Source organism: Thiomicrospira pelophila DSM 1534, assembly GCF_000711195.1.
GTDB classification, from domain to species: Bacteria; Pseudomonadota; Gammaproteobacteria; order Thiomicrospirales; family Thiomicrospiraceae; genus Thiomicrospira; species Thiomicrospira pelophila.
Genome location: NZ_JOMR01000001.1, coordinates 1,197,166 through 1,210,427, shown reverse-complemented (window position 1 = coordinate 1,210,427; position 13,262 = coordinate 1,197,166). Strand labels below are relative to the sequence as shown.

Below are 13,262 nucleotides of genomic sequence, written 5' to 3'. Positions count from 1 at the left end.
ACTAGTAATGCATATCCTGTGCTGGCATGGAAGCGTAATTTTCAAAACGAGTATATTCGCCAATAAAGGTTAGACGAATCGTACCTATAGAGCCGTTACGGTGTTTACCAATAATAATTTCAGCGGTGCCTTTATCATCGGTATCAGGGTGATAAACTTCATCACGATAAATGAAAATAATTAAGTCGGCATCCTGTTCAATCGCACCGGATTCTCGCAAGTCTGACATTTTGGGACGTTTATCTGGGCGTTGTTCTAAGCTTCGGTTGAGCTGTGATAAAGCAATAACGGGGATGTTTAATTCTTTTGCAAGGGCTTTTAAACCACGCGAAATTTCGGATATTTCATTTACACGATTATCGGTATTATGAGAGCCTCGCATAAGCTGAAGGTAATCGATGACAATTAAACCTAAACCGGTTACTTTTGATTCCGGATCCTCAACCCCCGAATCGATCGCTTTGCGGCGTTGTTTATCCCGAATATCTTTATCAATACGACGTGCGCGGGCTCTCAACTCTGTAATCATGAGAGCGGGTGTATCATCAATATAAATATCAGCGCTAGACAAAAGTGAAATAGATTTATTCATCTTGGCCCAGTCTTCCGGCTGGAGCTTACCAGTTCGCATGCGATGGGCGTCAATTCGGCCCAACGAGCTAATCATACGCATCGCCAATTGCTCGCCGGGCATTTCCATACTAAAGACCGCGACTGGATAACCGCTTCTTGTCGCTACGTTTTCAGCCAGGTTCATCGAAAAAGTGGTTTTACCCATGGATGGTCGTCCGGCCACAATTAATAAATCACCATTTTGCAGGCCGGATGTCATTTCATCAAACTCAGTTAAGTGGGTTTCAATTCCGGTAATCGAACCATCTGAGTTAAATAGTTCATCAATTCGGTTAATGGCTGAGGCCAATAGCTCATCCATGGTTTTGTATTGGCGTTGTTTACCTTCTCCATGCTCAGCGATCGCCATGATTTTGGATTCAGCAAAGTCCAGAATTTCACGAATATCTTTACCTTTGGTAAAGAAACAGCTTTCCGACACTTCATTTGATGCATCAATCAGCTTTCTAAGAACCGATTTTTCGCGCACAATTTGTGCATAGAATAGAATGTTACCGGCACCCGGTGTATTTGACACAAGTTCTGCAAGATAAGCTTTCCCCCCCGCCAATTCAATTTGATTTGAGGCTTCTAACAACTCCACCACTGTAACCAAGTCAAATGGTTTATTACTACGGCTTAATTCGCAAATGGCCGAGTAAATCGCTTGATGTTGTTTGGTATAGAAATCATATTCGTTAATGACAACTGAAACATCTTCAAATGAAGTGTTTGATAACATTAACCCGCCCAGTACAGATTGTTCTGAGTCGATGGAGTGCGGTGGCACTTTAAAGGGAGTTTGGGCGGCCGTTGTAACGGTTTGGAGATTGCCTTTCATAACCAACATGCTGAATTTATAAATGAGTTCTTATTATAAACGATGCGGATAGAAAAATCGGGGCTGTCGAGTTGAAATAAAAAAAAGCCAAAATGAAAAAATCATTTTGGCTTTTTTAAACGCAAGTAAAGCTGACGAATTAAGCGCCTGCTTTTACCTCAACATTAATTGAAGCAATTACATCAGTATGTAATTGAACATCAATTTCAAATGTGCCGGTATGACGAAGTGGCCCTTCAGGCATACGCACAAAACGACGCTCGATATCGAAACCAGATGCTTTTAGTGAATCCGCAATATCTTGGGTACCGATTGAACCGAATAGCTTGCCTTCTTCACCAGCGCTCGCTTCAATCGTGACAACCATACCATTCATTTTTTCATATACCGCTTGGGCCTGAGCTAATAACTCAGCCGCTTGCTTTTCAAGCTCTGCACGACGTGCTTCAAATTCCGCTACGTTGTCTTTTGTAGCAGGTTTAGCTTTACCTTGTGGAATCAGGAAGTTACGAGCATATCCGGCTTTAACCGCAACCTGATCACCCAAACCGCCTAAATTTTGTACTTTTTCAAGCAGAATAACGTTCATAAGAAAACCTCTATTTACTTTCTACCCATCGACTGCGGAAATCACTAAATGTATCCGCTAAGCCGACGATCGCTAAAACTAATACTGTTTGTGGAAACACAAGCAGTAAAAAATATAGAGCAAATAACCAACCCTTGCTGAGATGTTTAATAAACACTGCATGGTGGCTAATCGCCAGTCCTTGAAACATTAATACAATACTAAGCAAGCCAAATAAGTCACCTAACAATCCACCGCTAGATTCATTTAAAAATAAGCTGGCAATCGCGACAATCACCGTTGCTATCGCCACATTCTTAGGCAATCTTAACTGATGAAAATCTTTTTGGAACTGTCCTGGATAATATAAAACACCCTGCATCCAGCGCCCGATTAACACCGTACCAAACCAGAGAACAACCGCAAACATGGCTAATAACATAGACATAACATTGGTCATTTGCTCAATCGTGTCGGTCGAATAAGCCACACCGGCTTCTTCTAAAACAGGACGGAACATCTGGTCAAATAAACCCATCCACCATGCAGGTAAATCCCCTAACATGAAATGAGCGAGTAATAAACCTGCACCGGACATTAAGGCCGCTAACTGAAGTGTTGAACCCATTGAATTGCTTTGACGTAACACAACCGCCAAAATCCAAATAGGCACCATAAACTCAATAATGGCTATTAGACCAGGTAAGTAAGTTCCAGATAAAAATCCAGAAACCACCAGGTGAACAGCCATTGCAGCTAATAATGTTTTAAAACCATCGTTTACACCAACTCGTAATGTAATTAATGCGATAACGGCACCCGCAAAAATACCAAACGGGCTAAACCAAACAGTCAACAAGGCAAACCCAATCGCTGCTAGATAAGCCTGCATAGGGCCTTTCATCACAAAATTGGCAATTGCTATCATAGTATTACTTGTTTCTTCAGAACTTTAATTACTTGTGCTGATCAGTGTATGGCAATAAAGCTAATACGCGTGCACGCTTAATAGCTGTCGCCAATTGACGCTGATACTTAGCGCTGGTACCTGTAATACGGCTAGGTACGATTTTACCTGTTTCGGTAATGTAAGCACGCAAGGTATCAATATCTTTATAATCGATCTCTTTAACGCCTTCTGCAGAAAAACGGCAGTATTTTTTACGTCCAAAATTTCTCGCCATGTTACTCTCCCTTATGGTATGAAGTGGCTTCAGATTTATCATCTTTCTTGCCTGCCATGACAGACGGCTCAGTAACCGCTTCGTTACGTGCGATTACCATTTTGCGTAACACGGCATCATTGTAATAGAACGCATTTTCAAGTTCATCCAAAGCGGTTTGGTTACATTCAATATTCATTAGAATGTAATGCGCTTTGTGTACTTTGTTGATTGTGTAAGCTAATTGACGACGACCCCAGTCTTCTAGACGGTGAATCTTTCCATCAGCTTGTTCAATGATCGAACGGTAACGCTCGATCATTGCAGGCACCTGCTCGCTTTGATCAGGATGCACTAGGAATACTACTTCATAATGACGCATGGTCTCTCCTTATGGATCTAATAACAGAGCCTTTCACTTTTCAATGATAAGGCAAGGAATTCCAAAACGGCGTTTATGCCGCATGAAAGGCGAGAATTATAGAGAAATCCACGCCTTAATGCAATAAGTTTAGAGGGCTTTCTAGCTTAAAGATTGGTTAATTTCTAATAACGATGCCAAAGGGTCTGATGATTGAGTAATTGGACGGCCGATCACCAAATAATCCGAGCCAGCTTGAACGGCTTCAACCGGGGTCATAATGCGCTTCTGATCATCCGTTTTTGAGCCGGCTGGACGAATCCCCGGAGTGACTAAACAAAAATCCTTTGACACATGTTTTCTAAGTTCGGTGGCTTCTTGTGCAGAGCACACTACCCCGTCTGCACCAGAACTTTGCGCCAGTTTAGCCAAACGCACGACATTGTCTTGAATACTTCCTGATAGGCCAATAGCATTTAGCTGTGCAGGATCAAAGCTGGTAAGAATAGTCACCGCGGTTAAAATCGGCTGATGATCAGCAGACAATATAGCCTCTTTGGCAGCAGTCATCATATTGGGACCACCTAAAGCATGCACATTAACCATCCAAACACCCATGTTTGCCGCGGCTTTACAGGCCATTGCAACCGTATTTGGAATGTCAAGATACTTTAAATCTAAAAACACATCGAAACCACGACTGACCAGCTGTTCAACCAGGCCTGGTCCGGCGATGGCAAATAATTCTTTGCCCACTTTGAGCTTGCATTGCGTTGGATCAAGCTGATCAACAAGCTTGAAAACATCGGCTTGATTAGCAAAATCTAAAGCCACAATAACACGAGAAGATGACGACACGATCGTTCCCCTAGTAACGTAAAATTAATTTAAATTTAAACACTTAGCCCGGATTCTTAAGTGCCATATCATGTGACGGGGCTGAGGGTGTTTTATGCAATTGTTTTTTGAGTTCAATAATTTCAATGGCTTGTTGTTTATGCTGTTTATTCAAACGATGCAGTTTCCATTGCAAACGCATGACTTGCGTAAACACGAATAGACCGGCGAAAAGCATACCAAGGACAAATGAAACACTGAGTAAAACGGAAAGAGGAATGTGCCGCTGACCAAATAAATAATCAAACGACACAAGTGTTGGATTAAGCAAACCCAATACGACTCCAAATCCAACAAATGCAAGGGTTGCAATTAAAGATAGGAGCTTAATCATAAAAGGTTGGCTCAATTTTTAACATATGATATCAGTCGATGCTTTAGACGCATCAACCTGTTCACGCAGAATTTTACCCGGTTTAAAGTGTGGAACACGCTTTTCGGGTAGCTTTACTGCTTCACCAGTTTTAGGATTTCGTCCCATTCTGGCTTGTCTATGATGCAAACTAAAACTGCCGAACCCACGAATTTCAATTCGATCGCCTTCAGCTAAAGCATTAATCATCGACTCAATAATCTGATTTACCGCAATCTCGACATCTTTTTGTGAGAGTTGGGTTTGTTTTCTCGCTATGAGCTCAATCAATTCTGACTTGGTCATTTCAATACTCTTTACCTTCTCACTAATGATGAGGAACAGCATTGAGCTAATAAAATTAACTCAACACTGAACGACCAAACAATATTTTTAATTCAAGCTAATGAATTAAAAATCGTTTGTCAGGTTTAGAGCTGACCTTTTAATAAGTCACCAAGCGTATTGGTGGCTTGATCTTGATTAGAGGTATAGCCTTTAATCGCTTCTGCCTCATCCTGCTTATCTTTCGCTTTAACAGACAAAGATAGGCTACGGCTCTTACGGTCAATGTTAGTGATCTTAGCTTCAACTTTATCACCAACACTTAGAACAGTAGTTGCATCACGCGTTTCTTCTTTAAGTTCTGAAGTACGAAGATAACCTTCCACTTCTTCAGCTAAATCGATTACCGCGCCCTTCTCGTCTACAGACTTAACCGTCCCAACTACAATGCTGTTTTTGCCATTAGCGGCCACATATTGTGAGAAAGGATCTTGCTCAAGCTGCTTTAGACCTAGCGAAATACGCTCTCTTTCTGGATCAATAGAAAGAATGATGGTTTCAAGCTCGTCACCCTTCTTGAATTCACGAATGGCTTCTTCGCCATTTTGAGCCCAAGAGATATCCGTCAAGTGAACCAAACCATCAATACCGCCGTCTAGGCCGATAAAGATACCGAAGTCAGTAATTGACTTGATGTTACCTGTGATCTTGTCACCCTTGTTATGAGTCGCTGAGAAGCCTTCCCATGGGTTAACAGTACACTGTTTGATACTTAATGAAATACGACGACGTTCTTGGTCTACGTCTAGGATTTTCACGCGCACTTCTTGACCCAAGTGAACCACTTTAGATGGGTGAATGTTGCGGTTAGTCCAATCCAACTCAGAGGTGTGAACAAGACCTTCGATGCCTTCTTCGATTTCGATGAATGCGCCGTAGTCTGTGATGTTAGCCACTTTACCAGCGGTTTCAGAACCGATTGGGTAACGCGCGACCATATCTGACCATGGATCTTCTTCCATTTGCTTCAAGCCTAGAGAAACACGGTTACGTTCTTTGTCGAACTTAAGAACCTTAACTTCGATTTCATCACCAACCTGAACGATTTCTGAAGGATGGTTAACACGACGCCATGCCATATCAGTGATATGCAATAGACCGTCAACACCACCCAAATCGATGAATGCGCCGTAGTCAGTAAGGTTTTTAACGATACCTTTAAGAACGGAACCTTCTTCCATGTTCGCCAATAGCGCTTCACGTTCTGCACTGCTCTCAGCTTCGATCACGGCACGACGTGATACCACCACGTTGTTACGCTTACGATCGATCTTAACCAGCTTCAACTCAACTTCTTTACCTTCTAGGAAACCAAAGTCGCGAATCGGACGTGTGTCAACCAATGAACCTGGTAAGAAACCACGTACACCTTCAACATCAACGGTCAAGCCGCCTTTAACTTTACCGGTAACAAAACCAATAACGGTTTCGTTTTCTTCAACGGCAGCTTCAAGACGATCCCAAGTTTTCGCGCGTTTCGCTTTTTCGCGCGATAAGCGAGTTTCGCCGAAGCCATCTTCTAAGGCCTCTAGGCAAACTTCAACTTCATCACCAACGGCGACTTCTAGTTCGCCATTAGCGTCTTCAAATTGTTTTCTTGGGATGGCCGATTCTGATTTCATACCGGCATCAACCATTACGGTTTCTTTATCAATACCAACAACAGTACCGATGATTAAAGCGCCTGTTTGGAAGCGGTCTAGCTGAAGAGATTCTTCAAATAACTGTGCAAAAGTTTCACTCATGAGTGGATTACCAAATTAAATTACAAAACCGAATACAATACCAATTTTGGGGCAAGTAATGTGTTTCGGGTCAGTTAGCAATGGTTGATTCCCCAATAATCAACCTTGTCGTCATATCCCACGTTTTTGTAGGAATTCTTTTGCTTTTTCAAAGACTTGATCGATGTTTAAATCGCTCGTATCAATGATAAAAGCATCTTGCGCAGGCACTAAAGGCGATACTGAGCGGTTTTGATCACGCTCGTCACGTTCCATAATGTCGCGAGTTATTTGGGCAATATTAACAGTAACACCTTGATTTTTCAACTGGTTAACGCGTCTTTCTGCACGTACTTCAGCGGAGGCCTTTAAAAAAAGTTTTGCATGTGCTTTTGGGAAAACAATCGTACCCATATCACGACCATCAGCCACCAGGCCTGGTGCTTGTGCGAAATCCTTTTGGCGCTGTAATAAAGCCGCGCGTACTTCAGGAATCGCCGCTACTTTGGAGGCCATGGCAGCGACCTCTTCATTGCGAATGGCCGTGGTTATATCTTTACCATCAAACAGTACGCGTCCAGATTCAAATATCACCGGTAAGCTTTCGGCTAAATTCACCAGTTCAGGCATATTGGCCAGATCAATATTTTTCGCGATCACGCCATAAGCGAGCGTGCGATAAATCGCCCCACTATCTAAAAAATGAAAACCTGTATAGTCACATAAAAGTTGAGCTAATGTGCCTTTCCCAACTCCGCTTGGGCCATCAACAGTAACGATTGTATGCATTATTCTGATGCCTCCTGTGCGACAACTTTAAGACCAACTGAGTTTGCCAGCTCAACAAATCCAGGAAAAGACGTGTTTACGTTGGCGCAATCTTCAATTTCAATCGGTGCCACTGCCGTTAAGGCCGCAACCGTCATTGCCATTGAAATACGATGATCATGATGACTAATGATTTTTGATTTTTGCGGTACTTGTTGGCCACCTTTAATGATCATGCCATCTTCTGTCGGTTGCGCGTCAACACCAATGGCCTGCAAAGCATCCGCCATAACTTGGATCCGATCAGACTCTTTGACGCGTAATTCTTCAGCACCAGTTAACACCGTTGTACCTTCAGCGGCGGAAGCAGCAACAAATAAAACCGGGAATTCATCAATCGCTAAAGGCACTAAAGCTTCAGGAATCTGAATTCCTTTTAGTTTTGCATAGCGTACACGGACATCCGCCACCGGCTCTCCGCCGACTTCATGTTCGTTTTCCAAGGTTAAGTCAGCACCCATCAAACGCAAAATATCAATAATGCCGGTGCGAGTTGGGTTCAAACCTACGTGCTGAATTAATAAATCCGATCCTGGTGCGATCGAGGCGGCAACCATATAAAACGCGGCTGAAGAAATATCAGATGGCACATCAATAGGCCCAGCTTTGAGTTTTCCGCCACCTTTTAATGTAACGCGTGTGGCTAATTTATCTAAGGCTTCAGATTGCACTTCATAACCAAAACCGCGCAACATGCGTTCCGTATGGTCTCGAGTCGGTGCAGGCTCAATAACGCGGGTTACGCCATCGGCATATAAACCGGCCAATAACACGCAAGACTTAACCTGTGCACTCGCCATGGGTAAGGTGTAATCAATCGCTTTAAGCTTAGGACTTCCCTGAATCTTTAGTGGAGGAAGACCTTTATCCTCACTGGCAATCGTCGCTCCCATTTGTGTTAGAGGATCAATTACACGCTTCATGGGACGTTTGCTTAAAGAGGCATCGCCGGTTAATTCACAACTAAAGTCTTGACCAGCCAAAATGCCAGATAATAAGCGCATAGAAGTGCCTGAATTTCCCATATTCAGCGCGTGACTGGGTGCCTTTAAACCTTTCAAGCCGACGCCTTCAATTATAACTTTGCCCTGATGTGGGCCATCAATCTTAACCCCCATTGCTTGGAAAGCTTTTAAGGTCGCCAAGCTATCATCACCTTCTAAAAAGCCCGTTACGCTGGTTGTGCCTTCTGCAATTGACCCCAACATGATGCTTCGGTGTGAAATAGATTTATCACCTGGAACACGAATCGTACCGGTTAATGAGCCACCAGGCTGGATAATAAAACGTATATTTTTCATAAGGTTGGTCTTAATATTGAATTTTAATTTAAAGAAGTTAGATTATTAAATATCCGTGTTGCGATTTAGAATATGTTGATCCCGTGCCGCTTTGGCTTGATCAAACAGTGTAAATAACGCGGGACCATTTTTGGATTCAATTAACTGTGTGAGTTGTTTTAATTCCGCCTGATACTCGTTCAACCACTTCACTAGGGCTGTCGAATTATGCAAAGCTATATCTCGCCACATAGTCGCATCGCTGGATGCAATCCGTGTGAAGTCGCGGAATCCTCCAGCGGTGTATTGAAAAACATTGCCCAGCTCAGCGTGTTCATTCAACATATCCACTAACGCAAATGCCAGCATATGTGGCAAATGACTGGTTGCAGCAAATACTTCGTCATGAAAAGCCGGAGCCATTAAGCTGACATTAGCGCCAACCGATGTCCAAAGTGACTTTACTAACTCAACTGCGGATTCACTGGTGGTTTCAGTGGGAGTTAAAATGACACGATGGTTTTGGTACAAATCCGCTTCAACCGCTTCCACCCCGCTTTTTTCACGACCTGCAATTGGATGCCCAGGTACAAAGTTTGGCGGACAATCTCCCAGTTTCTCTACAATATCTTTGATTACGCTGTCTTTGGCACTACCGGCATCCGTTACAATTGTTTTTGGATTAAGATGTGGCACTATTTCGGCAAATAGCGAACCAATCGCGCCTAATGGGACGGACAACACCACTAAATCCGCGTCTTTAACGGCGAAGGTGACGTCTGTTTCATAGCGGTCAATGACACCGAGCGCAACCGCTTTTTCTAGATTTTCGACGCGATGTCCGTAACCGACAATTTCATCTACCAAACCCAGCTGTTTAAGCTTTAAAGCAAACGAACCGCCAATCAAACCCACTCCGATTACACATAAGCGCTCAATTCTCATGCGTTAAAGCACCTGATGCAGGGCATCGATAAAGTGTTGGTTTTCGGCCCGGTTACCAATGGAAACGCGTAAAAAACGAGTTAAACCATAGTTACTAACTGGGCGAACAATCACGCCATGGTGTAATAGTTTTGTGTTTATTTCTGAAGCCTTATCACCAAATTCAACACACACAAAGTTGCCTTCTGAATGAATAAATGAGATATCCAATCTAGCTAAAGCTTCGCAGATTTGTTGTTTACCTTGGCGATTCAATTCAACCGATTGCAAAACAAATTGCTGATCTTGCAAAGCCGCAGCGGCCGCTACTTGAGCAAAGTGGTTGACGTTAAATGGCGCGCGTAAGCGGTTAATATACGAGATAATTTCCTCACTAGCCACCATGTAGCCTACACGCAAAGATGCCAAACCATAAGCTTTCGAAAAGGTACGTGACACAATCAAATTTGGATATTGCGCTAAATAATCCAAGCCATTCGGGTAGTCTGATGTTTCTACATATTCTAAATAAGCTTCATCCAGCACGACCATGACCGTGTCAGGTACAGCCTTCATAAAGCTTTCCCATTCGGCTCGGCCAAAAAGAGTTCCGGTTGGATTGTTTGGGTTGGCAACATAGATCAGTTTTGTTTTTGGTGTAACCGCCCGAGCCATAGCTTGAAGATCATGAGCATAATTCTTAGCCGGAACCTCTACGCCAGTAGCGCCCACGATTTGTGCCGTAATCGGATAGACCGCGAACCCGTATTGAGAGTAGATTATCTCATCGCCTTGACCGCAAAAAACGCGACCAACTAACTCAAGCAACTCATTCGACCCGTTCCCCAACGCAATTTGATTTGTCGGTGCTGATAAGAAGTCACTCAATACTTCGCGTAAATAAAAGGTATTGCCATCGGGATAACGAGCGATGTCTTTGAGTGCAACCTCAATCGCACTCAATGCTTTCTGGCTGGCACCTAAAGGGTTTTCATTCGATGCTAATTTACTGATGTGCTTTAAACCAAGTTCACGCTGCAGCTCACTCACCGGTTTGCCAGGAACATAAGGTTGAATTGATTGAATTTGTGGCTGAACTAAATGTTCAAATATGGGACTCATACAAGACTCTCTACAATTAAATGGGGGTCGATCTAATCGTTTGTTAACGATTTATTCGAGTGGCGAAACCGGATAAGAACCTAAGAGCTTGAAAAAGCTGGTTTGCGCTTCCACTTCGTTTAAAGCTTCCGCCACCTTGGATTCGGTTTGATGGCCGACAATATCAATAAAAAATACATAATCCCATTTTTTATTGTTGGATGGTCGAGACACAATACGGGTCATGCCAATGTCGCGTTTAGCAAAGCTATCCAAAATTTTGGCTAGAGCACCGGCTCGGTTTTGGATCGATAACACTAGCGCGGTTTTATCTTCGCCACTTGGACAAGTTGTTTCAGACCCAATAACCCAAAACTTGGTGGTGTTATCACTCACATCTTCAATATGAGATTTTAAAATCGTCAATTGATATAAAACCGCCGCTTGTTCTGAAGCAATCGCGGCCAATGACGTATCCGCCTGTGCCATTTTGGCGGCTAGCGCATTCGATTCAACCGCTTCCAATTCAACCCCAGGCAAGTTATTTTTTAACCAGCTTCGGCATTGCCCTAAGGCTTGTGCGTGAGCAACGACTTTAGTGATTGAGCCCATATCTTTGGCATTGGATAATAAGCAATGATGAATGGCTAAATCGACTTCACCCGTCACATGAGCGCGCATGGTTATTAGACTGTCTTGGGTAGCATTAACCACGCCTTCGGTGGAGTTTTCAACTGGCACCAAACCATAATGCGTCACACCCGTTTCAACCGACTTAAATACGTCCTCAATTGTCGATACCGGATAAGGCTGGGCAAACGAACCGAATTGTTTAATGGTCGCCGCATGCGTATAACTGCCTTCTGGGCCCAAATAAGCCACTTTAATAGGCTGCTCTAGTGCCAAACAAGCGGACATGATTTCGCGGAATAAACGCGCCATATCATTGTCAGACAAAGGACTATTGTTGCGCTGTTTAACCGCACGTAAAACTTGGGCTTCACGTTCTGGGCGGTAAAAAACCGCTTCAACTTTGCCACCTTGGGTTTTTATGTCGGCTACTTTTTGTGCGCAACGCGCGCGTTCGCCAATCAGCTCCTGAATTTGTGCATCAATCGCATCGATCTCATTTCGGATACTATTTAATTGCTCAGCTTCTTGTGTATTCGGTGTCATGCGCAAACTCTTGTTATCCGTAGCGTTGAGCAAAGTCGTTCATAAACGCAATCAGCGCTTCAACGCCCTCTTCCGGCATCGCATTATAAATGCTAGCGCGCATGCCACCGACCACTTTATGACCTTTTAAGTTTAGCAAGCCAGCTTTTTTGGATTCTTCTAAGAATAGGCTATCCAAGCTTGAATCTTTTAAAGTAAATGGCACGTTCATCCATGAGCGCTGAGAAGGCTCAACCGGATTACTGTAAAAGGGATTCGCATCAATCGCCGCATAAAGTTTTGAAGCTTTGGTTTGATTGTGTTTAGCCATAGCCTCTACACCGCCCTGTTCTTTAATCCAGTCAAATACCAGACCGGCTAGGTACCAGGCATAGGTAGGTGGCGTGTTATACATTGAATCGTTTTCTGCCGTGACTTGCCAATTCATAAGTACGGGTGTGTTATCGCGAGCCTCGCCCAATAAATCTTCACGCACAATCACAATCGCCAATCCAGCAGGGCCGATATTTTTTTGCGCGCCTGCGTAAATCACACCAAATTGCGAGACATCAATTGGGCGCGATAAAATAGTGGACGACATATCGGCGACTAAAGGCACATCAACTTTTGGCGGTTTCATAAATTCCACACCACTAATGGTTTCATTCGGTGTGTAATGCACATATTTAGCATTCGAAGATAACGACCATTCCGATGAATCGGGAATACGATGGTGGTTTTCACACACCACATTCACATTGACATAACGCTGGGCTTCTTTAATCGCTTTATGCGACCAAACGCCCGTATCAAAATAATCCACCACATCATTCGGCTGGCTTAGGTTTAACGGAATCGCGCTAAACTGTAAAGAGGCACCGCCATGAGTAAACAATACTTTGTAGTTGTCCGGAATGCCCATAATTTCGCGTAAAGTCTGCTCAGCATGCTTGGCCATTTCCATGTATTCTTTTGAACGGTGGCTCATTTCCATTACAGACATGCCCGTGTCGTTCCAGTTCAACATTTCCGCTTGCGCTTTGCGCATCACGGCTTCTGGCAACATGGCCGGACCGGCGCTAAAATTAAAGGCTCTTGACATTTTTCAGGC

15 protein-coding genes are annotated in these 13,262 nt (G+C 43.5%); all 15 read right to left on the bottom strand.

The features are described 5' to 3' along the window. Nucleotide 1: 1 nt before the first annotated feature. Nucleotides 2–1,453: a replicative DNA helicase gene (gene dnaB, locus N746_RS0105825; RefSeq protein WP_029934753.1), complete on the bottom strand. Its 1,452-nt coding sequence runs from the start codon at nucleotides 1,451–1,453 to the stop codon at nucleotides 2–4. Between the two features lie 139 nt (nucleotides 1,454–1,592). Next, nucleotides 1,593–2,042 carry a 50S ribosomal protein L9 gene (rplI, locus tag N746_RS0105820; protein WP_029934752.1) on the bottom strand — a complete coding sequence of 150 codons (450 nt, stop codon included), beginning with the start codon at nucleotides 2,040–2,042 and terminating at the stop codon, nucleotides 1,593–1,595. Between the two features lie 10 nt (nucleotides 2,043–2,052). Next, nucleotides 2,053–2,949, bottom strand: a complete 897-nt coding sequence (locus N746_RS0105815) for a DUF2232 domain-containing protein (RefSeq protein WP_029934751.1) — start codon at nucleotides 2,947–2,949, stop codon at nucleotides 2,053–2,055. A 28-nt stretch (nucleotides 2,950–2,977) separates the two neighbouring features. Next, nucleotides 2,978–3,205 (bottom strand): 30S ribosomal protein S18, encoded by a 228-nt coding sequence (gene rpsR, locus N746_RS0105810; protein ID WP_029934750.1) that lies wholly within the window; start codon nucleotides 3,203–3,205, stop codon nucleotides 2,978–2,980. 1 nt (nucleotide 3,206) lies between these two features. Further along, nucleotides 3,207–3,566, bottom strand: coding sequence for a 30S ribosomal protein S6 (gene rpsF / locus N746_RS0105805; protein WP_029934749.1), 360 nt, complete (start codon nucleotides 3,564–3,566; stop codon nucleotides 3,207–3,209). Nucleotides 3,567–3,707: 141 nt separating this feature from the next. Then, nucleotides 3,708–4,403 (bottom strand): orotidine-5'-phosphate decarboxylase, encoded by a 696-nt coding sequence (gene pyrF / locus N746_RS0105800; RefSeq protein ID WP_038125900.1) that lies wholly within the window; start codon nucleotides 4,401–4,403, stop codon nucleotides 3,708–3,710. Between the two features lie 43 nt (nucleotides 4,404–4,446). Further along, nucleotides 4,447–4,776, bottom strand: coding sequence for a LapA family protein (locus N746_RS0105795; protein ID WP_029934742.1), 330 nt, complete (start codon nucleotides 4,774–4,776; stop codon nucleotides 4,447–4,449). 18 nt (nucleotides 4,777–4,794) lie between these two features. Next, nucleotides 4,795–5,142 (bottom strand): integration host factor subunit beta, encoded by a 348-nt coding sequence (locus N746_RS0105790; protein WP_483855297.1) that lies wholly within the window; start codon nucleotides 5,140–5,142, stop codon nucleotides 4,795–4,797. A gap of 83 nt (nucleotides 5,143–5,225) precedes the next feature. Further along, complete coding sequence (rpsA, locus tag N746_RS0105785) at nucleotides 5,226–6,884, bottom strand: 30S ribosomal protein S1 (RefSeq protein ID WP_029934738.1); 1,659 nt, start codon at nucleotides 6,882–6,884, stop codon at nucleotides 5,226–5,228. Between the two features lie 111 nt (nucleotides 6,885–6,995). Beyond that, entirely contained in the window at nucleotides 6,996–7,652 is a 657-nt protein-coding gene (cmk, locus tag N746_RS0105780) for a (d)CMP kinase (RefSeq protein ID WP_029934736.1), read from the bottom strand. Continuing rightward, nucleotides 7,652–8,992, bottom strand: a complete 1,341-nt coding sequence (aroA, locus tag N746_RS0105775) for a 3-phosphoshikimate 1-carboxyvinyltransferase (protein ID WP_029934735.1) — start codon at nucleotides 8,990–8,992, stop codon at nucleotides 7,652–7,654. Before aroA ends, cmk begins: the two co-directional genes overlap by 1 nt. A gap of 45 nt (nucleotides 8,993–9,037) precedes the next feature. Continuing rightward, nucleotides 9,038–9,916, bottom strand: a complete 879-nt coding sequence (locus N746_RS0105770) for a prephenate dehydrogenase (protein ID WP_029934734.1) — start codon at nucleotides 9,914–9,916, stop codon at nucleotides 9,038–9,040. A 3-nt stretch (nucleotides 9,917–9,919) separates the two neighbouring features. After that, nucleotides 9,920–11,017 (bottom strand): histidinol-phosphate transaminase, encoded by a 1,098-nt coding sequence (gene hisC / locus N746_RS0105765; RefSeq protein ID WP_029934733.1) that lies wholly within the window; start codon nucleotides 11,015–11,017, stop codon nucleotides 9,920–9,922. A 51-nt stretch (nucleotides 11,018–11,068) separates the two neighbouring features. After that, nucleotides 11,069–12,172: a prephenate dehydratase gene (gene pheA / locus N746_RS0105760; RefSeq protein ID WP_029934730.1), complete on the bottom strand. Its 1,104-nt coding sequence runs from the start codon at nucleotides 12,170–12,172 to the stop codon at nucleotides 11,069–11,071. A 13-nt stretch (nucleotides 12,173–12,185) separates the two neighbouring features. Beyond that, nucleotides 12,186–13,253, bottom strand: coding sequence for a 3-phosphoserine/phosphohydroxythreonine transaminase (serC, locus tag N746_RS0105755; RefSeq protein ID WP_029934726.1), 1,068 nt, complete (start codon nucleotides 13,251–13,253; stop codon nucleotides 12,186–12,188). Nucleotides 13,254–13,262 lie beyond the last annotated feature (9 nt).

Bases quoted from the DNA above. Each gene is read 5' to 3' on its own strand.
- dnaB (WP_029934753.1), bottom strand. From the start codon at position 1,453: ATGAAAGGCAATCTCCAAACCGTTACAACGGCCGCCCAAACTCCCTTT.
- rplI (WP_029934752.1), bottom strand. From the start codon at position 2,042: ATGAACGTTATTCTGCTTGAAAAAGTACAAAATTTAGGCGGTTTGGGT.
- N746_RS0105815 (WP_029934751.1), bottom strand. From the start codon at position 2,949: ATGATAGCAATTGCCAATTTTGTGATGAAAGGCCCTATGCAGGCTTAT.
- rpsR (WP_029934750.1), bottom strand. From the start codon at position 3,205: ATGGCGAGAAATTTTGGACGTAAAAAATACTGCCGTTTTTCTGCAGAA.
- rpsF (WP_029934749.1), bottom strand. From the start codon at position 3,566: ATGCGTCATTATGAAGTAGTATTCCTAGTGCATCCTGATCAAAGCGAG.
- N746_RS0105795 (WP_029934742.1), bottom strand. From the start codon at position 4,776: ATGATTAAGCTCCTATCTTTAATTGCAACCCTTGCATTTGTTGGATTT.
- N746_RS0105790 (WP_483855297.1), bottom strand. From the start codon at position 5,142: ATGCTGTTCCTCATCATTAGTGAGAAGGTAAAGAGTATTGAAATGACC.
- rpsA (WP_029934738.1), bottom strand. From the start codon at position 6,884: ATGAGTGAAACTTTTGCACAGTTATTTGAAGAATCTCTTCAGCTAGAC.
- cmk (WP_029934736.1), bottom strand. From the start codon at position 7,652: ATGCATACAATCGTTACTGTTGATGGCCCAAGCGGAGTTGGGAAAGGC.
- aroA (WP_029934735.1), bottom strand. From the start codon at position 8,992: ATGAAAAATATACGTTTTATTATCCAGCCTGGTGGCTCATTAACCGGT.
- N746_RS0105770 (WP_029934734.1), bottom strand. From the start codon at position 9,916: ATGAGAATTGAGCGCTTATGTGTAATCGGAGTGGGTTTGATTGGCGGT.
- hisC (WP_029934733.1), bottom strand. From the start codon at position 11,017: ATGAGTCCCATATTTGAACATTTAGTTCAGCCACAAATTCAATCAATT.
- pheA (WP_029934730.1), bottom strand. From the start codon at position 12,172: ATGACACCGAATACACAAGAAGCTGAGCAATTAAATAGTATCCGAAAT.
- serC (WP_029934726.1), bottom strand. From the start codon at position 13,253: ATGTCAAGAGCCTTTAATTTTAGCGCCGGTCCGGCCATGTTGCCAGAA.